Origin of the sequence: uncultured Eudoraea sp., from assembly GCF_947258925.1 — a bacterium.
Taxonomy (GTDB): Bacteria; Bacteroidota; Bacteroidia; order Flavobacteriales; family Flavobacteriaceae; genus Eudoraea.
The window spans coordinates 89389-109589 of record NZ_CAMYKG010000013.1 but is presented as its reverse complement, the minus strand read 5'-3'; the positions used below and the strand labels follow the sequence as shown (position 1 = coordinate 109589).

At 37.1% G+C, this 20201-nt stretch carries 16 protein-coding genes; 12 read left to right on the top strand and 4 right to left on the bottom strand.

The window, feature by feature from the left end:
* Window positions 1-140: 140 nt before the first annotated feature.
* A complete protein-coding gene (locus Q0X77_RS06400) occupies window positions 141-1370 on the bottom strand; it encodes a metallophosphoesterase (RefSeq protein WP_297794744.1) in 1230 nt (409 codons plus the stop codon).
* Between the two features lie 56 nt (window positions 1371-1426).
* Window positions 1427-2149, bottom strand: a complete 723-nt coding sequence (locus tag Q0X77_RS06395; protein WP_297794741.1) for a copper homeostasis protein CutC — start codon at window positions 2147-2149, stop codon at window positions 1427-1429.
* Window positions 2150-2189: 40 nt separating this feature from the next.
* On the opposite strand from Q0X77_RS06395, the gene Q0X77_RS06390 reads away from it, so the two are divergent.
* Both Q0X77_RS06390 and polA read left to right on the top strand, forming a co-directional pair.
* On the top strand, window positions 2190-3173 hold the full coding sequence (locus Q0X77_RS06390; protein ID WP_297794738.1) for an isoaspartyl peptidase/L-asparaginase family protein: 984 nt from the start codon (window positions 2190-2192) through the stop codon (window positions 3171-3173).
* 57 nt (window positions 3174-3230) lie between these two features.
* Window positions 3231-6068 (top strand): DNA polymerase I, encoded by a 2838-nt coding sequence (gene polA, locus Q0X77_RS06385; protein WP_297794735.1) that lies wholly within the window; start codon window positions 3231-3233, stop codon window positions 6066-6068.
* A gap of 75 nt (window positions 6069-6143) precedes the next feature.
* Here polA and Q0X77_RS06380 read toward each other — a convergent pair whose 3' ends face one another.
* Window positions 6144-6644, bottom strand: coding sequence for a hypothetical protein (locus Q0X77_RS06380; protein ID WP_297794733.1), 501 nt, complete (start codon window positions 6642-6644; stop codon window positions 6144-6146).
* Between the two features lie 267 nt (window positions 6645-6911).
* On the opposite strand from Q0X77_RS06380, the gene rplM reads away from it, so the two are divergent.
* From rplM to tsf, 4 genes are all read left to right on the top strand, one after another.
* A complete protein-coding gene (gene rplM / locus Q0X77_RS06375; protein ID WP_297794730.1) occupies window positions 6912-7367 on the top strand; it encodes a 50S ribosomal protein L13 in 456 nt (151 codons plus the stop codon).
* Window positions 7368-7754, top strand: a complete 387-nt coding sequence (gene rpsI, locus Q0X77_RS06370) for a 30S ribosomal protein S9 (protein ID WP_297794728.1) — start codon at window positions 7368-7370, stop codon at window positions 7752-7754.
* Window positions 7755-7981: 227 nt separating this feature from the next.
* Window positions 7982-9151, top strand: a complete 1170-nt coding sequence (gene rpsB / locus Q0X77_RS06365) for a 30S ribosomal protein S2 (protein ID WP_297794725.1) — start codon at window positions 7982-7984, stop codon at window positions 9149-9151.
* 63 nt (window positions 9152-9214) lie between these two features.
* Window positions 9215-10039 (top strand): translation elongation factor Ts, encoded by an 825-nt coding sequence (gene tsf, locus Q0X77_RS06360; RefSeq protein WP_297794722.1) that lies wholly within the window; start codon window positions 9215-9217, stop codon window positions 10037-10039.
* 230 nt (window positions 10040-10269) lie between these two features.
* Here the strand turns inward: tsf and Q0X77_RS06355 are convergent, their stop codons facing one another.
* A complete protein-coding gene (locus Q0X77_RS06355) occupies window positions 10270-12141 on the bottom strand; it encodes a peptidase M61 (RefSeq protein WP_297794719.1) in 1872 nt (623 codons plus the stop codon).
* A gap of 155 nt (window positions 12142-12296) precedes the next feature.
* On the opposite strand from Q0X77_RS06355, the gene pyrH reads away from it, so the two are divergent.
* The 6 genes from pyrH (at window position 12297) to Q0X77_RS06325 (ending at window position 20199) form a co-directional block, all read left to right on the top strand.
* Window positions 12297-13004: a UMP kinase gene (gene pyrH / locus Q0X77_RS06350; RefSeq protein ID WP_297794715.1), complete on the top strand. Its 708-nt coding sequence runs from the start codon at window positions 12297-12299 to the stop codon at window positions 13002-13004.
* Between the two features lie 39 nt (window positions 13005-13043).
* Window positions 13044-13598, top strand: a complete 555-nt coding sequence (gene frr, locus Q0X77_RS06345; RefSeq protein WP_297794713.1) for a ribosome recycling factor — start codon at window positions 13044-13046, stop codon at window positions 13596-13598.
* Window positions 13599-14141: 543 nt separating this feature from the next.
* Complete coding sequence (locus Q0X77_RS06340; RefSeq protein ID WP_297794710.1) at window positions 14142-16535, top strand: MMPL family transporter; 2394 nt, start codon at window positions 14142-14144, stop codon at window positions 16533-16535.
* Between the two features lie 105 nt (window positions 16536-16640).
* Entirely contained in the window at window positions 16641-18074 is a 1434-nt protein-coding gene (asnS, locus tag Q0X77_RS06335) for an asparagine--tRNA ligase (protein WP_297794707.1), read from the top strand.
* 62 nt (window positions 18075-18136) lie between these two features.
* Complete coding sequence (rpoN, locus tag Q0X77_RS06330) at window positions 18137-19594, top strand: RNA polymerase factor sigma-54 (RefSeq protein WP_297794704.1); 1458 nt, start codon at window positions 18137-18139, stop codon at window positions 19592-19594.
* On the top strand, window positions 19594-20199 hold the full coding sequence (locus tag Q0X77_RS06325; protein ID WP_297794701.1) for a hypothetical protein: 606 nt from the start codon (window positions 19594-19596) through the stop codon (window positions 20197-20199). The genes rpoN and Q0X77_RS06325 overlap by 1 nt, the downstream gene beginning before the upstream one ends.
* The last annotated feature ends 2 nt before the right edge of the window (window positions 20200-20201 follow it).

Genomic DNA, 20201 nt, shown 5'->3' with positions numbered 1-20201 from the left:
CAAGTAACACGGGGATATTTAGATCTATAAGTTCACCGAATTTTGACATATATAGTACATTGGGTTACAGATCAAATGTATGAAAAAATGTTAAAAAATTCGGTATGCCCTTAATTTTGGGCATAACTTGATAGTTAAATTCAAGTTAAATCTTTCTTTTTAAGCGTTATTACAGTGATTTCCGGCCAAATACCCACCCTACCCGGATAGCCTATAAATCCAAATCCGCGATTTACATTGATAAATTCTCCTAATTCCTCATAAATGCCGGCCCAATACTTATATCGCCATTTTACCGGACTCCATTTTACCCAGCCCGGAATTTCTATCCCAAATTGCATCCCGTGTGTATGACCGCTAAGAGTGAGATGATAATGGTAGTCATCTTTTAAAACAACATCCTCCCAATGCGAAGGATCATGACTCAAAAGAATTTTAAAATCATCTTTACTAATTTCTGAAGTAGCTCTTTTTAAATCGCCTGACTTTCGAAAACCACCTCTCCCCCAATTTTCCACTCCAATTAGGGCCAATTTATCCTCTCCTTTTCTAAGATACCTGCTTTCATTTAACAAAAGATCAAAACCCATTTCCTTTTGCATGAGTTTCAGATCTTCTAAATTTTTAATTTTTTCTTCTGGGGTATCCCAATCAAAATAATCACCATAATCATGATTTCCCAGAATAGAATATTTCCCGGCTTTAGCGGACAAATTAGTAAACAATTCTGCCCAGGGTTTCATTTCATCGGCCTTATTATTTACCATATCACCCGTAAAAAAAATTACATCGCTCTTTTGTTTATTTATCAGGTCTATGGCGTATTCAATTTTTCGTCTGTTGTCAAAACTTCCACTGTGTATATCCGAAATTTGGGTAATTTGATAACCATCAAAAGCCTCAGGAAGATCTTCATACTCCATATTGTACTTCAATACCTTAAAATTGTATTTCCCCCGGTACATCCCATAAAGCAATGCTCCAAAAGGTACAGCGGCGACTCCCATGGCAATTAAACTTAAAAATCTCCTTCTCTCAGGAAGGCTGAACTCTTTTGTACTACCAAAAAACCATTGATACCCCGCTGCTAAGAATCTAAAAATATCCTCAGAAAAAAGAAAGATAATTGTAATTATCTTAAAGGTTAGGATGGCTACTACAAAACCAAAAGCATAACTTTTCGGTTTGCTTAACACCCTGCCTGGTGTCTCACCCCAGGTAAATTGATAAATAAAATTACTGAGAATGATTAAAGACAAGGCTATAAAAACATAATATACCCAGGGAAAGCGCGTAACTGTCTTCAAAGCTTGTAGGGCATAGAAACCCAGGATAAGATAAATGATAATAAAAACAATCAGGCGTAACATATGTTATTTTTTACAAATATATTTCTTTAATAGATTTTCAATTTACAACTTCACCATTATTTAACGCTTCTAATTACAGCGCGGATAATTTCAGGTTCCGTTATAGCTAATTCATCATCTTTGAGATGTGAGGCATTATTCATTGATATTTGAGGTGTTTTCAATAGTGTTTTTCTAAAGCTGACGCCAGATAGATGAATGACTTTAAAGTCATTTTCCTTAAAAAGGGGTGCGTTGTTTTCACGTATTCCACCACCCGGCATAATCGCAATTTTACTTGTCATCTTTTTCCATGAAATTAGTTTTGGCAATGCTTCTTCTGCTGAATTTTTACCCCCTGAAGTAAGAACGCAATCCACCCCTAATCCCTCAAGTTCAAAAAGTGTATTGACAGGCTCCGTAACCCAGTCGAATGCCCGGTGAAATGTAAAATATAAATCCCCTGCTGTAGTTCTAAGCTCTCCGGTCCTGGTTTTATCCAGTGTACCATCAGCAAATAAAACTCCTGAAACTATTCCTGAAACGCCAAGCTGCCTACAAAGCCTAATATTCTCTTTCATGATCTCAAATTCATCATCAGAATAAGTAAAATCCCCACTACGCGGCCTAATCAACACATGCACAGGAATGTTTAAATTTTCAATCGTTTTTTTGATCAGTCCAAAGGATGGTGTTATTCCTCCCACAGCTAATTCTGCACATAATTCAATTCTGTCTGCCCCGGAATTCTCAGCATTAATGGCAGATTGGAAAGAGTTGGCGCATACTTCTACGATCATTTCATATATTTAGGCTTATAAAAATAAGCAACCTAAGCTGATGAAACGTAGAAAATTTTTAAAAAGCTCTTCCTTAAGTACTGCCGGGATCTTATCCACATCACTGCTAACAGCTTGTGAAACAAAAAAGGAACAATTGCCTGTTACTAAAACCATTAAACCCATTGTCATCGCAACATGGGATGTACCCAATGCTACAAATAAAGCATGGCAGGTTCTTACTAATTCCGGAACAGCCCTGGATGCCGTTGAACAAGGGGTAATGATTGAGGAAGCAGATACAAATAATCAATCGGTCGGTAAAGGTGGCAGACCGGACCGGGATGGCAATGTTACTCTTGATGCCTGTATAATGGATAAAGACAGCAATTGTGGAGCAGTGGTCTACCTCCAGAATATAGTACATCCAATTTCAGTTGCCAGAAAGGTAATGGAGGATACCCCCCATGTAATGCTTGCGGGAAAAGGGGCCGAACAATTTGCCTATGAAAAAGGGTTTGAAAAAGAAAACTTACTTACTGAGAAATCAAAATTGGAATGGCTGGAATGGAAAAAAACATCCCAATATCAACCGATTATCAACATAGAGAATCATGATACCATTGGCATGTTAGCCATTGATTCCAAAGGGGATATTGCAGGTGCATGCACGACAAGTGGAATGGCCTATAAGATTGGTGGTCGGGTAGGCGATTCCCCAATTATTGGAGCGGGGTTATTTATAGATAATGAGATTGGCGGAGCCACTGCTACAGGCGTAGGAGAAGAAGTTGTTCGCACTGTAGGAAGCTTTCTTATTGTGGAATTAATGAGGCAGGGAAAAACACCTCAGGAGGCTTGCGAGGAAGGAGTCAACCGCATTATATCTAAAAATAAGGACAAACTTGATTTTCAAATTGGATTCATAGCAATCAACAAAAAAGGAGAAACCGGCGGGTATTGTATACATCCTGGATTTTCTTACAGGGTATATTCTGAGGAAGGACATCTTAATAATACTTCAGGCAGCTATATAAGCACTTAATTACTTTAGATTAGTATTTAAACTTTGTAGTTTTGGAATTGGAATAGAACACTTAATATGGCAGAGCAAAAGCGACTTTTTTTATTGGATGCATACGCATTGATTTTCAGGGGGTATTACGCCCTGATAAAAAATCCCAGGATAAATTCCAAAGGAATGGATACTTCTGCTATCATGGGGTTTGTAAATTCTTTATTTGACGTTATAAAAAGGGAAAAACCAGACCATTTGGCGGTCTGTTTTGACAAGGATGGCAGTACTGAAAGAACAGAACTATATGCAGATTACAAGGCAAACCGGGATGAAACTCCGGATGCCATACGGGTGGCTGTCCCTATTATACAGGATATCCTGAAAGCTATGCATATTCCTGTGATCGAAGTTTCTGGTTTGGAAGCCGATGACATTATCGGAACATTAGCGAAACAAGCTGAGAAAGAAGGATACAAAACTTATATGGTTACTCCCGATAAAGATTTTGGACAACTGGTATCCGAGAATATTTTTATGTACCGCCCATCCCGAATGGGAAATGGAATAGAAATCTGGGGAATCCCTGAAATACAAACCCGCTTTGGCGTAGAACGCCCTGAACAGGTCATCGACTATCTTGGAATGATGGGGGACGCCAGTGACAATATCCCCGGCCTTCCGGGTGTTGGTGATAAAACAGCTAAAAAATTTATCGCCGAGTTTGGGTCTCTCGAGGGACTTCTTGCAAATACCGATAAGCTCAAAGGGAAAATGAAAGAGAAGGTTGAAGAAAATGCCGAATTAGGCAGACTCTCAAAGAAACTGGCAACTATATGCGTAACCTGTGATGTCGTTTTTGATGCCAAGGACTATGAACTCTCCGAACCCGATAGTGAAGAAGTGCAGAAAATATTTGAGGATTTAGAATTCAGAAGGCTTAAAGATCAGTTTTTAAGGCTATTCATTAATGAATCCGAGGTTAAAGATGATAAAGCCCCCACCGAAGAGCCTGAAAAGAAAAGTATCCCTAAAACTGCCGGAAGCGGTCAATTTTCTTTATTCGGATCCGATGGGGATAAATCTGCTACCTTAAAGGAATATTCCAGCAGAAAAACTATTGAGGATACTGCTCATCTTTATCAAAGTGTTTCCCCGGGGATGGCTATGAAATTGTTTCTTAAAAATTTAATGCAGCAAACCCGGGTATGTTTTGATACGGAAACGACCTCTTTAAACCCTTTAGTAGCAGAACTCGTTGGAATAGCCTTCTCCTGGGAAACAGGGAAAGGATTCTATGTTCCCTTTCCGGAAGATCGTGATAATGCACAGGAACTAATTGAAGAACTTCGGCCCTTTTTCGAGACCGAAAGCATTGAAAAAATTGGACAGAATTTAAAATATGATATCAAAGTGCTTCATAAATATAGGGTTTCTGTTAAAGGAAGTCTATTTGATACTATGATTGCACACTACCTTATAAATCCGGATATGCGCCATAATATGGATGTGTTGTCTGAAACTTACCTGAATTATACTCCTATATCTATTACCGAGCTTATCGGTAAAAAAGGCAAAAACCAATTGAGCATGCGCGAGGTTAGTTTAGAGAGACAAACGGAGTATGCCGTTGAAGATACTGACATAACCCTGCAGTTGGCAAATAAGTTTGCAGTTGAACTGAAAGAAGCCGGTACCGAAAATCTTTTCAGAAATATTGAAATTCCGTTGGTAAAGGTGCTGGCGGATATGGAATTGGAAGGAATAAATCTAAACATAGAATTTTTGAATTCCCTTTCAAAAGATCTGAATGATGATATAAAGAACTTAGAAGAAAAGATTTACCAGGAGGCTGGCGAAGAATTTAATATTGCATCACCAAAACAGTTAGGTGAAATATTATTTAATAAACTTAAACTGGTTGATAAGCCAAAAAAAACAAAAACAGGACAGTATTCCACTGCTGAAGATGTCCTTTCATATCTGGCCAAGGAGCATCAAATTATTAGAGATGTATTAGACTACAGAGGCCTGGCTAAGCTAAAAAGCACATATGTGGACGCTTTACCTGAGCAAGTTGAAGAAAATACAGGTAGAGTTCATACAGATTATATGCAAACCGTAGCGGCCACAGGAAGGTTAAGCAGCAATAATCCGAATCTTCAAAATATTCCGATCAGAACCGAGCGGGGCAGACAGGTGCGTAAGGCTTTTATTCCAAGAGATGCTAATTATCTCCTACTGGCAGCCGACTATTCGCAAATAGAACTTAGAATAATTGCATCATTAAGTGAAGAGACTACAATGATTGAAGCATTTAAAAATGGAGAGGATATTCATGCTTCAACAGCTTCCAAAGTCTTTAACGTACCCCTTGAAGAAGTTACAAGAGATCAGAGAAGTAATGCCAAAACCGTCAATTTTGGAATAATTTACGGGGTTTCTGCTTTTGGATTGAGCAATCAGACAGATCTTAGCCGAACCGAGGCAAAAGAGTTAATCGATACCTATTATAAGACCTATCCTAAACTGCGAAACTACATTAGTGAGCAAATAGATTTTGCCAGAGAAAATGGTTATGTGCAAACCGTATTGGGAAGAAGGCGCTATTTAAAGGATATTAACGGACGTAACGCTGTTGTGCGCGGTGCTGCCGAGCGAAATGCGGTTAATGCCCCAATACAGGGTAGTGCGGCGGATATCATAAAAATCGCGATGATCAATATTCACCAAAAGCTTTCTGAAGGAAATTATAAAACCAAGATGCTTCTGCAGGTTCATGATGAACTGGTCTTTGATGTTTTTAAACCAGAGTTGCAAGTTCTTCAGGTTATGATAAAAACCGAGATGGAAAATGCTTATGAATTACTTGTGCCGCTGGACGTGGAAATTGGTTTAGGGGAAAATTGGCTTGAAGCCCATTAATAGGAATCGGGATGTCAAATAAAAAAACCCTTCGTAAATCCGAAGGGTTTTTATTTGTATTGTTTAAAGGCTTTTTTACTGTCTGGTAAAAATCAGTACACCACCGTCATCAAAATTTGTAAAATCGAATTCCGTAGCGTTTACTCTCATGGTATTTCCTGAAAACTCTACATTCACGGTAGTTTCAACCTGGTCTTCATCGACATAGGTTAATACTCCTGCTTCAAAAGTATAACTGTCCACATACGTATCTTTTTGCGTAGGACATGGAACATCAAGGCCCGTACCTCCGGGGTTTACATTTATTTCCAGGTAATTTCCTGAGTTTTCGGTTATAACGCTTAAGTCTTCATTAAAAGTAAGCGTCATAATAGAACAATCTATCGCAGACAAAAAATTTAAAATATCTCTGGCATTTTTTTCGTCATCACTTGCCGTACTGTCATCAATTTCGAGTGCGGTTAGTGCCCATGACCCAATTATACTATTTTCATCCTGAATTATATCATCTTTATCTGATGAACAGGAAAATAACAAAGAAGCTGCTATAAAAAGCAGTAATAGGTTACGTTTCATTTTTACGGGTTTATAAATGATTATTTGTTGAAAAACGTAAAAACCAGTCTTATAGTATATGAATAACGCTACATTTCCGTGCAATAATCAAATACCATTAAGCCGCACTTAAATTTGGATCTCAAATTATTGCCTAAAATCTCATATTAAAACGAACAAAATATTTTCAAAAAATTGAGAAGTAACGGTTTGCATTTAAACTTAATAGTTGTACATTTGCAGCCCGTTATTCGGGATGGAAGAGTTTAATTAATAAAACAAATAGTAGTGGATACATTAAGCTACAAGACTAAATCTGCCAATAAAAGTACTGTTGATAAACAGTGGTTATTGGTTGATGCAGAAGGCCAAACCTTAGGGCGACTTGCTTCTAAAGTGGCTAAAATCTTAAGAGGTAAATACAAGCCAAATTTTACACCACATGTTGACTGCGGAGACAATGTTGTCATTGTTAACGCTGAAAAAATTCAACTTAGCGGCAATAAATGGGAAGACAAGACATACAAGAGATATACTGGATATCCCGGTGGTCAAAGATCTACAACGGCCAGGGAGCTGTTGGATAAAAATCCTGCAGCTATTATTGAAAAGGCAGTAAAAGGCATGCTTCCTAAGAATAAATTGGGCGCTGAGTTATTTAGAAATCTGAGAGTCTATGTAGGCACGGACCATGATCAGGAGGCTCAGAAACCGAAGGCTATTAACATAAATGACCTTAATTAAATGGACACAATTCATAAAATAGGTAGAAGAAAAACAGCTGTTGCCCGGGTATATATTACTGAAGGAAAGGGTAACATTACGGTCAATAAAAGGAAATTAGAAGACTATTTCTCAACGGCTACATTGCAGTATAAAGTAAAACAACCTTTTGCTTTAACCAATACAGTAGACAATTATGATGTAATTGTTAATGTATATGGTGGCGGAATAACAGGTCAGGCAGAAGCCGTACGTTTGGCATTATCCAGGGGATTATGTGAGATAGAGGCTGAAAACAGGGAAGTACTAAAACCTGAAGGATTACTTACAAGAGATCCAAGAATGGTTGAACGCAAAAAGTTTGGTCAGAAGAAGGCAAGGAAGAAATTCCAATTCTCTAAACGATAAAATTATTATTTAGTCCTGAAAAGATTTCAGGATATTAACCCAAGTTCATTGAAAGTCTCTTGTCATAGGGACAATTAAAAACCCGAACCTGTAAACATCGTGATTGCGATGTGTCAAAATCAGGTAAAGGTTAAATTTAGTTTAGCATCTAAATGTTGGAGGCTTTCCCTTAACAGGAATACCACTTCATCATTGCTAATTCAAAAGAACGTAAACTAAGTATTAAAATGGCAAAAAAAGCTGAAGTTAAAGAATTATTAGAAGCAGGTGTACACTTTGGACACCTTACAAGAAAATGGAATCCGAATATGGCTCCTTACATCTACATGGAGCGGAATGGAATTCACGTAATCAATTTATATAAAACGGTTGCTAAATTAGAAGAGGCTAGTGAGGCCTTATCTAAAATTGCCGCATCCGGAAGAAAAATACTATTTGTTGCGACAAAGAAACAGGCAAAGGATATCGTTGCTGAAAAAGTGTCCAATGTAAACATGCCCTACATCACAGAAAGATGGCCGGGTGGGATGTTGACAAACTTTGTTACGATCAGAAAGGCGGTTAAGAAAATGGCCTCTATTGATAGGATGAAGAAAGATGGAACATTTAATACACTTTCTAAAAAAGAGCGTTTACAGGTAGATCGTCTTCGTGCTAAACTGGAAAAAAACCTTGGTTCTATTTCTGATATGACACGTTTACCGGGCGCATTGTTCATTGTCGATACTATGCGTGAGCACATTGCGGTAAAAGAAGCACAAAAATTGAACATTCCAATTTTTGCCATGGTGGATACAAACTCAGATCCCAGGCCAATTAACTATGTGATACCATCTAACGACGATGCCTCTAAATCCATTAATGTGATTTTGACAGAGGTTACTAATGCAATCGCAGTTGGGCTGGAAGAGCGCAAATCAGAAAAACAAGCTGCTAAGGAAGGTGCATCTGAGCAACCGACTCCTAAAGAAACGAAAGCGACTAAAAAAACGGAGGAAAAAGTTGCAGCCCCGGCCGAACCCGCCAAGACTGAGAAGTCAGAAGCAGTAAAGGAAAAAGATACTCCTAAGAAAAAGCCGGAAGAAGCAAAAGCAACTGAGGAGAAAGTTGAGAAAGTGGCAGTAAAAAAATCTGAAAAAACAGCCTCTGACAACCTAACCAAGATTGAAGGTATTGGACCGAAGGCAGCTGAAGCACTTACTAAGGCTGGAATTGGTTCCTATGCGAGTTTAGCAAAAACAGATCCTGAAAAGATTAAGGAAATCCTGACTGAGGCAAGCTCAAGAATGGCGCATCTTGATCCTTCTTCCTGGCCAAAACAATCCGAAATGGCTGCAGAAGGACACTGGGATGAATTGAAAGCCTGGCAGGATAAGGTGAAAGGTGGAGTTGAATAACAAGTATTTATAAAAAATTGAGAACTGAATACGTGCTGACGTGTTCACTAAAAACTAAATAAAATGGTTAAAGTTACCGCTGCAGAAGTTAACAATTTACGAAAAACTACAGGCGCAGGAATGATGGACTGCAAAAAGGCGTTGGTTGAGGCAGAAGGAGATTTTGAAAAAGCAATTGAAATCCTTAGAAAAAAAGGACAGAAAGTGGCCGCAAAGAGGGCTGACAGAGATTCTTCTGAGGGAGCTACAATTGCACGGGTTAATTCTGAGAAAACAAGTGGCGTTATTATTTCACTTAATTGTGAAACAGATTTTGTTGCTAAGAATGATAGTTTTGTTACCCTTGCCAATAATTTGGCAGAACTTGCACTAGATTTTGACAACAAAGATGAATTTCTTAATGCCAGCTTTAATGGACTAACAGTTCAGGAAAAACTTACAGAACAGACTGGTGTTATTGGAGAAAAAATTGAAATTGGTGGTTTTAGAAAGCTTAACGCCCCTTTTGTAGGATCATATATTCATGCAGGAAACAAAATAGCAACCTTAGTTGGACTGTCAAGTGCGGTTGAAGGTGCTGAAGTTGCCGCAAAAGATGTAGCCATGCAGGCTGCGGCTATGAATCCTGTTGGACTCGATGAAGCTGCCGTAGATCAGTCGGTTATTGATAAAGAAATAGAAATTGCCAAAGAACAATTAAGGCAAGAAGGTAAACCTGAAGCTATGCTGGATAACATAGCCAAGGGAAAATTAAAACGTTTCTTTAAGGACAATACACTGGTTAATCAGGCTTTTATTAAAGATAATAAGCAAAGTGTATCTCAGTATGTCAAATCTGTAGATCCAAAGTTGGAAATCACAGGGTTTGAAAGAGTAGCTTTAGGGTAAATTCACAAAATTATCAGAAGGTAAAGACCACTTTTCAGTATGAAAAGTGGTTTTTTGTTTCAACTATTTTTCCTAATCCACCCTTATAATACCCAGAGTTTGATTCTGGTTTTTTCAAAAGTTCTGAATTCTATGCAGACACCTTATTTTTCAATATTGTAGCTGTCCGACCTGTGTATAACTAAGCATTATTTTGAGACGGAATTCAAAGATAAAATCTTTTTTTATTCCTAGCTTTTTAACCAGTACTTTCGTAGTTGAGATTGAGGTGTATTTTCCATCTCATCTATAGGTACTATCGTGGTTACCTTCAGGGTTGGGTTTCCGACTTTACCCTCGAGCACCAATTCCTCCTCTCCCCTTTGCACCACCATAGTAATTTCTCTATCGGCTGACCACCATAAACTTTGTCCAATAATTGTCCTGATAGACTCTAATGAAATAGGTATACCATCAATACTCTTAATGGTATCACCCCCTTGTGCACCAAGATTCGTAAAGAATGTATTTAATTCTATCCCTTTTCTAATAATAATAGCATCTTCATTAGCTTGATCAATATCAATAAAGGGTATTTCGCCATTTATAAAATATCCGCTGGGTTCCTGAATATCAGCGGTTTTTAATCCAACTGAGGCTAAAATTTCATCATAATCCAGGGCGGTAGTTCCAATGACATAAGTATCAAAAAAGGACTTTATTTCCGGATAGGTCATATCAACAATTTCGTCAATAATTTCCGTGTCATCGAATGGCGTATCATTATCATATTTTTTTGAAAGCTCCTTCATCAACCACAATACTCCCTTTTCACCATCACTTAATTCCCTGAGCCTAATATCCAAAGTCATATTAAGTAAAGCCCCCTTCTCATATACATTACCATAATTTGCTTTGTAAGGATCATCCAAAACATTTTTGCTCATAGTTGTAAACGACATAACATCATCAAATGACTTGGAGTTATTTATCTTATCTACAATGCGCTTATAAAATTCGGGTTCATTTATAAGACCTTGCTGAATTTGAAACAGGTGGGCAAAATATTCCGTAGTCCCTTCATACATCCATAGGTGCTCCGACATTTTGGGATCATTATAGTCAAAATATTGTATCTCCTTAGAATGTACATTCAAGGGTGTAACTATATGAAAAAATTCATGTGAAACGACATCAATCATAGCCTTTTCCAAAACTGATTTTGGCATTTGTTCCGGCATCACAACTACGGTAGAAGTATGGTGCTCCAAAGCGCCAAATCCTGACGCATCGTTTTCATCTAGTGTTGATAGGTACAACAAAATATTATATTCTTTGGTGCCGTCAATATCTCCCAGAAAAGCCTTCTGAGCCCTCATCATACTTTCCATGCTCGGCTTTAAATCAGCAGCATCATATAGACTATTAGGTGAGTATATGCTCAAGTTAATGGTGATATCATTGACGGCAAAAGAAGCTGTATTTGCCTTTGCATAAAGAATGGGATTATCTACAACCTCAAAATATCTCGAGGCCAGGAAAATATCAGTCGTATCATTGGCTTCACTTTGTTTTTTTACCAGCGAAGTGGCAGGTACCAAATCCACCGGAGAGCTGACACTTAACTCATAAGGAACTTGTTTTAATTCCTCAAAATATCCCACAAAACCATGAAGGTTCAACAGAAAATTCTTTCCCTTTAAAATATTTGTTCCTGCCGGAGAAAATACCGGATCATTTTGTTCGTATTCCGAATCATAGGTATCTGTAACATAGTAAACAACCTTATCTAATTCAGAAGCATCGGATATGTTCCATTCATTGACTCCAACTGTTGTAAATTTAAGCTCCCGGCCATTATAATCATAAGCCTTAAAGTCTTCAATATACTTTCCATAATTGTCTTCACTATAGGTTCCCGGGACAGTTTTTGGTATAAAAAAACTTATGCTTTTTTTACTGAATAGCCCGGGGTCCACGGTAACCTTTACCCTGTCATTATTTACATTTACTAAGTCTATAGTTGTCTTAATAACTTCTTTATCTGCTGATAATACAGATTTTGAACTACCACATCCATACAATGTAACGAGGAGAACAGCTAGTATAATTAGTTTATTCATGCCTATTTATGTACTAAATACTAAAACAAGATTATTAAAATTATTCCATATCATCCATGTTGTTATGAAATAATTAGGAAGGTATTAAACTTATTAACGAAGAGTTCCCGTAAATATTTTTGACTATTTTTGTTTGCAAATCAGGCAGAGACAATATGTTATATAAAAGAATACTTCTCAAACTCAGCGGTGAAGCACTAATGGGCAATAAGCAATATGGTATTGATGCCAGCAGACTATCGGCCTATGCTGAAGAAATAAAGGAAGTGGTGGACTTAGGTGTGGAAGTGGCAATTGTAATTGGAGGTGGAAATATCTTTAGAGGGCTGGCAGGAGCAAGCAATGGAATGGACAGGGTTCAAGGGGATCACATGGGCATGTTGGCGACCGTTATAAATGGACTGGCTTTACAAAGTGCTTTGGAAGACAAAGGAGTTCAAACAAGGTTACAATCTGCGATAAAGATCAATGAAGTTGCAGAACCTTTTATTAGAAGAAGGGCAATGCGCCATCTGGAAAAAGGACGAGTAGTCATTTTTGGTGGAGGTACAGGAAACCCTTATTTCACCACGGATTCAGCTGCTGTCTTAAGGGCTATTGAAATTGAAGCCAATGTTATTTTAAAAGGCACAAGAGTTGATGGTATATACACCAGTGATCCTGAAAAGGATAAAAGTGCCACTAAATTCGAAACTATTACATTTGAAGATGTCCTTACCAAGGGTTTAAAGGTTATGGATACGACGGCTTTTACATTAAGTCAGGAAAACAATCTCCCAATCGTAGTATTTGACATGAATAAAAAAGGCAATCTTCTTAAAATAGTATCGGGAGAAAATATTGGTACGGTTGTCGATTTGTAGAACGGTATACTTTGTGTTAATATGTTATAAAATTTAATTATGAACGAAGATGTTAAATTTATTTTAGAGGCTACTAAAGATAGTATGGATGCAGCCATATTACATTTAGAGAAAGCGTTGATAAAAATCAGGGCCGGGAAGGCTAATCCATCAATGCTTTCAACGGTTATGGTAGAATATTATGGCTCACAAACTCCATTGTCTCAGGTTTCAAATATAAATACTCCTGATGCCCGAACACTATCGGTACAGCCATGGGAGAAAAGCATGTTGTCTGAAATAGAAACAGCCATTATGAATGCAAACCTTGGATTTAATCCTATGAATAATGGTGAGATGGTCATTATTAATGTTCCTCCGCTTACAGAAGAAAGGAGAATACAACTGGTGAAACAAGCTAAGGCTGAAGCAGAGGAAGCTAAAATAAGCGTTCGAAGTGCAAGACAAGAAGCCAACAAAGAAATAAAAAACATGGGGATTTCGGAAGATCTGGAAAAAAATGCTGAAATCGATATCCAGGAAATGACCAATTCTTACACCGAAAAAATAGACAATATCCTGGATGTTAAAGAGGCTGAAATTATGAAAGTCTGATTTCAACTTATAACTCATAATTATAAAAGCGACTTTTATAAGTTGCTTTTTTTATTCCATTGAAAATAGGGCTGAAATAGAATTTAAAGTTGTATTTGGTAACTTAATTCCCTAAATCCAGTGCATGCTATCCCTTGAAATAAATTGCAATTATCGCCACAATTACAATTATAGCACAAATTACTATTAATGCTCTGTAAAGTATAATTGCAATTCTACTATAGTTCTTTTCATCAGACATTTCATCATTCCTTTAAAGACATTTATGAATACGAAGTTTAATCATTCTAAATTATAGACCAATTTAATTTATGTACATTTTTTAGCTGTTTAAAGATGATACGGATTAATTTACTGATCTTCTAATTTATTAAGGGTTTCTAGGTACAGTCCATGTTCTTTTCTACCTTTGCCGCTATTATTAACTTTAACTAAGATTATCTTTAATAAAACTGCTATTGGTACCAAGATATACAGAGTACGCGTATTTAATGCAAAAAAGTATTCGGGCGGTTATTAAAAGTATGGATTCATATTAGAAGTATGGTTGCAAAGATTACAAGAGGATTTTGGGGAAAGGTTGCAACAATTATTCTTAGAAACAGAATTCTGATCCTATTTTTAATAACAGGGGTTACTATTTTTTTGGCGTTTCAATGGAAGAATATGCAGTTTGCTACCTCCGAAGCAAATTTACTGCCGGATGACCACCCCTTAAATATTGAATACGAAGCTTTTCTTGCAAAGTTTGGTGAAGAAGGTAATACCATTGCGTTCGCTATTAAAGACAGCGCATTTTATAAGGTTGAAAACTTTAATCGTTGGAATAGATTAAGTAAACAACTGGCTGCCTTTCCTGAAGTAGACTATGTAGTGTCTACTGAAAACCTTCAAGAGCTAATAAAGAGTAAGCAAAAACAAGAATTTGAACTGCGACCTTTAATTGTAAAGGCTCCGGTGAATGAAAAGCAGGTCGACAGTCTTACCCGATACATGTTCGACAATTTACCTTTCTATGATAATCTCTTGTATAATAAGGAGACCGGAACGATAAGGACACTGGTCTATCTAGATAAGGACATCGTAAATACTCCTGTTCGAAAAGATTTTATATTAAAAGACCTTCATACGGTGATATCCGATTTTGAAGAAGAAACAAAAATGGATGTTCGTGTATCAGGTATGCCCTATGTGCGAACCATGAATACACAACATATCATTGATGAAATAGGAGTTTTTATTGCAGCGGCACTTATTGTTACCTCCCTGATTTTCTTTTTCTTTTTCCGCAGTTTTCGCGCAACATTTATTTCTATGAGTGTCGTCCTAATAGGGGTTATGTGGGCCTTTGGAATACTGGGACTTTTAAGATATGAAATTACCGTTTTAACTGCATTGATTCCCCCACTCATTATTGTAATTGGGATACCTAATTGTATTTTTCTTATTAATAAATACCAGCAAGAAGTAAAAAAACATGGAAATCAGGCTTTATCCTTAAAAAGAGTAATTGCAAAAATTGGTAATGCCACGCTCATGACAAATGTTACTACGGCCTGTGGTTTTGCAACTTTTATAATAACAGACAGTAAACTTTTGACGGAGTTTGGGATAGTAGCGTCCATAAACATCCTATGCATTTTTATCCTTTCTATACTGATTATACCCATCGTATATAGTTTTATGTATCCGCCTAAAACAAAGCACCTGAAACATCTTAACAAAAAGTGGATAGATGCTTTTGTGAATTGGATGGAGTATCTGGTACGGGAAAAAAGAATAACTATTTATTCGATCTCCCTAATAGCTTTAATAATTAGTATAATCGGGATTTATCAAATCAAGATTTCCGGTAACCTTGTGGAAGATATGCCTAGAAATACGGAGTTTTATAAAGACATACGCTTTTTTGACGAAGAGTTTAACGGTATTATGCCTATTGAGATTGTTGTTGATACCGAAAGAAAAAAAGGTGTCTTAAAACCAGTTTCGCTGAATAAAATGAATCAACTGGGGGAACATATTGATCGCACCCCGGAATTATCAAAACCCATATCCGTTGTTAATTTAGTGAAATATTCCAAGCAGGCCTTTTATAGTGGCATTCCTAAATACTATCAATTACCTACTTCACAGGAATATAATTTTATTATGGATGTAGCCAGGAAGTCGCAGGGCAATGAAAGCTTAATCGGTAATTTTGTTGACAGTACGGGTCAGATAGCCAGGATTACTACATTCATCAAAGATGTTCCAACGGAACGTATGGAGGAAATTGAAAAATCCATTCTTGATGAAATCACAAAGATTTTCCCTGCAGATCGTTTCAATGTCTATGTCACCGGAAAAGCACTACTTTTTCTAAAAGGCACCAAGTATCTGGTAAAGAATTTGGTGATGTCCTTATCCCTTGCCATAGTTTTAATAGCCCTATTCATCGCTTATTTATTCCGTTCGTTTAGAATGATTGTTATTTCTTTGATTCCAAATCTTTTGCCTTTGGCGGTTACGGCCGGAGTTATGGGATTTGTTGGTGTACCCATTAAACCTTCAACAATATTGGTTTTTAGCATTGCATTTGGTATTTCGGTAGACGATACCATTCATTTTCTGGCAAAATACAGGCAAGAACTGTCTGCCAACCATTGGCGTATTCAAAAATCAGTTTATGCAGCTTTACGCGAGACTGGGGTAAGTATGTTTTATACATCCATCGTACTTTTCTTTGGTTTTTCAGTATTTACAATATCGAGTTTTGGAGGAACGGTAGCACTGGGAGCGTTGGTATCTGCAACTTTACTCTTTGCCATGCTGGCAAATTTGATTTTACTCCCTTCACTGCTTCTCTCGTTAGAACGAAGCATTGCCAACAAACAAGTCTTGAAAAAACCTCAAATAGATATACTTCCAAAAGAAGAATTGCCAGGAAGCAGATAGCATTTTTTAGCCAGACTAGCCTGGATGGTATTTTATCAACGGTTTATCGGTATATATTTTTGCCAAAAAGTTATCTTTGACGTTCAAATTCAGAAATGATCTCATATGAAATCGCATAGCATAAAAGAGCTTCTTCAAACTCCTCTTTTAAACCAGGAGGTAGAAGTAAATGGGTGGGTACGGACATTCAGAAGCAATAGATTCATTGCACTAAATGATGGCTCTACCATAGACAATATTCAATGTGTGGTTGATTTTGAAGAATTGGAAGAAGATTTATTAAAAAAAATTGCTACAGGAGCTGCTTTACAAATAAACGGAATCTTAGTAGAAAGCCAGGGAAGAGGCCAAAGCGTTGAAATTCAGGTCAAAGATATCTTTGTTCACGGTGGTGCCGATCCTGACGAATATCCTATTCAACCCAAGAAACATTCCATGGAATTTTTAAGGGAACAGGCACATCTAAGAATTAGAACAAATACCTTCGCAGCTGTGATGCGTGTGCGATCTGCATTGGCATATGCTATTCATGCATATTTTCAGAAAAATGGATTTTATTATTTTCATGCCCCCATTATTACGGGTTCGGACGCAGAGGGTGCAGGTGAAATGTTTAGAGTATCCACTTTAGATCCCATAAAGCCTCCTTTGACAGATAAGGGGGAAGTAAATTATAAAGAAGATTTCTTTGGTAAGGAGACAAATTTAACTGTATCAGGACAGCTCGAGGCAGAGGCATATGCCATGGCATTGGGTAAAGTTTACACTTTTGGTCCTACTTTTAGAGCAGAAAATTCCAATACTTCAAGGCATCTTGCAGAGTTTTGGATGATAGAACCTGAAATGGCCTTTTATGACCTAAAGGACAATATGGATCTGGCCGAAGATTTTATAAAGAATATTATCTCTTACCTGCTAGAAAATTGTGAACGGGATTTGATATTTCTGGAAAAAAGGTTGCTTGATGAAGAAAAGACCAAACCCATGGCTGAACGAAGTGAAATGTCTCTTATAGAAAGGTTGAAATTTATCGTAGAAAATAAATTTATCAGAATTACCTATACAGAAGCCATTGAAATTTTAAAGAACAGCAAACCTAACAAAAAGAAAAAATTTCAGTTCCCGATTAATGAATGGGGCGCTGATTTGCAAAGTGAACACGAGCGATTTTTGGTGGAAAAACACTTCAAGTGCCCGGTTATATTATTTGATTATCCCGCGAAAATTAAAGCATTTTATATGCGATTAAATGAAGATGGTAAAACAGTTAGAGCCATGGATATTCTTTTTCCGGGGATTGGTGAGATTGTTGGGGGATCACAGCGTGAAGAACGATTGGACGTACTCAAGGAAAAAATAGATACTTTAGGAATTGATGAAGAAGAACTATGGTGGTACCTGGACCTCAGGAAATTTGGCACTGCCATTCACAGTGGTTTTGGGATGGGTTTTGAACGAATGGTTCAATTTGCTACCGGAATGGGCAATATCAGAGATGTGATACCTTTTCCGAGAACACCTCAAAACGCTGAGTTTTAAGGGTTACTTCGTCACTTGATATTTATTCTTTAATTTTATAGATAGGAAAAGAATACGCATTCATGCTCAAACAACACTTACAGTTCAAATTATCACAAAAGCTATCGCCTCAGCAAATCCAGTTGATGAAATTAATTCAACTCCCCACTCAGGCATTTGAACAGCGAATTAATCAAGAACTGGAAGAAAATCCGGCATTAGAAAGGGGTAAAGAAGAAAAAGATTCATTAGATGATGAATTTAGTGAGGATTATGAAGTGGATTCTGACAGTGAAAGCATCAATTCAGAGGACATTAATATTGATGATTATTTAAGCGATGATGAAATTCCTGATTATCGTACAAAAGCCAGCAACTATAGCCCTGATGATGATGAAAAGAGCATCCCATATGCAGCAGGTATTTCCTTTAATCAATACCTTCTTAATCAATTAAACACAGTATACTTAAATGACCAGGAATGGGCCATTGCAGAATTCTTAGTGGGAAGTGTTGATGAAAGTGGTTACATCAGAAGGCCTGTATCAGATATTGCAGACGACCTCGCCTTTACGCAAAACATCTATTGCGAGGAAGCGGATATTAAAAGAATTTTAAAAATTGTCCAGGGGCTGGATCCTCCAGGTGTTGCCGCCAGGACATTAGATGAATGCCTGATGCTTCAGCTTAAGCGTAAGGAGCCAACCCCAAATATTGAACTGGCAATCAATATTCTCGACAAATCTTTCGAACAGTTTACCAAAAAGCACTATAAGAAACTGCTTCAGAAGTATGATATCAATGAAGAGGAACTTAAGGGCGCCATCTCTGAAATAGAGAAATTAAATCCAAAACCCGGAGGTTCTTATGCTGGTAGCAATAAAGTGATTGAACATATTGTGCCTGATTTTTCAATAAGGATAGTTGAAGGCGAACTTGAATTAACTTTAAATGGAAGAAATGCTCCTGAACTTCATATTTCCAATGAATATAGCAATATGTTGGCAGGTTATAAGAGTGCCAAAGACAAGTCTAAATCACAGAAAGACGCTGTAATGTTCATCAAACAGAAGTTAGATTCTGCAAAGTGGTTTATCGACGCAATTAAACAAAGGCAGCAAACACTCTATATTACGATGAATGCTATCATGCAATATCAGAGAGAATACTTCCTTAGTGGTGATGAACGAAAATTGCGGCCAATGATCTTAAAAGATATTGCCGACACTATTCATATGGATGTATCTACGGTATCAAGAGTCGCTAACAGTAAATATGTTGACACTCCATATGGCACCAAATTAATTAAAGAATATTTTTCAGAATCAATGAAAAATGAGGAAGGGGAAGATGTTTCAACCAAAGAAATAAAAAACATATTAGAAACTGTAATACGTAATGAGGAGAAGAAAAAACCGCTTACAGATGATAAACTGGCTGCTTTGCTAAAAGAGAAGGGATATCCAATTGCCAGGCGAACTGTAGCCAAATATCGGGAACAACTAGGTATTCCCGTAGCGCGTCTTAGAAAACAGATCTGATGAAACTGTTTCTAAAAATACTTTCCATTTTATTACATCCTATTTTTTTGCCCATAGCAGGCACTATTACCTATTTTGTAATTACTCCCAAATACAGTCCGCTTGAACTTCAAAGTGGGAACATATTACCCATTTTTATACTTACTGTAATTATTCCCATAATTAGTTTTCTGATTCTAAAAAACTTAGGTGTTGTAAGTTCAATATTCCTGACAAAAACTAGTGAACGAACCTTCCCATTGATAATCCAAATAGCCTTATTCCTGATGATTTTGATAAAGGTGATTCCTAATAATTATACCATTGAGGTATATTTTTTCTTTGTAGGTCTGCTTGCTGCTACAATAGCCTGCCTGCTATTAAATTTTTTTAAATTCAGAACCAGTTTACATATGGTGAGTATGGGGAGTTATCTAATGTATTTAATTTCTTTAAGCATTCATTTTGAAATTAATATAATCATTGCAATCAGCCTTTTTACATTATTAACCGGAATATTGGCAACTGCCAGGCTCTTTCTAAACGCAAATAGCAGAGCTGAGGTTCTAATTGGGTTTATAATTGGCTTTGGGTCCCAATTATTGACCATTAAGTTTTGGTTGTAACT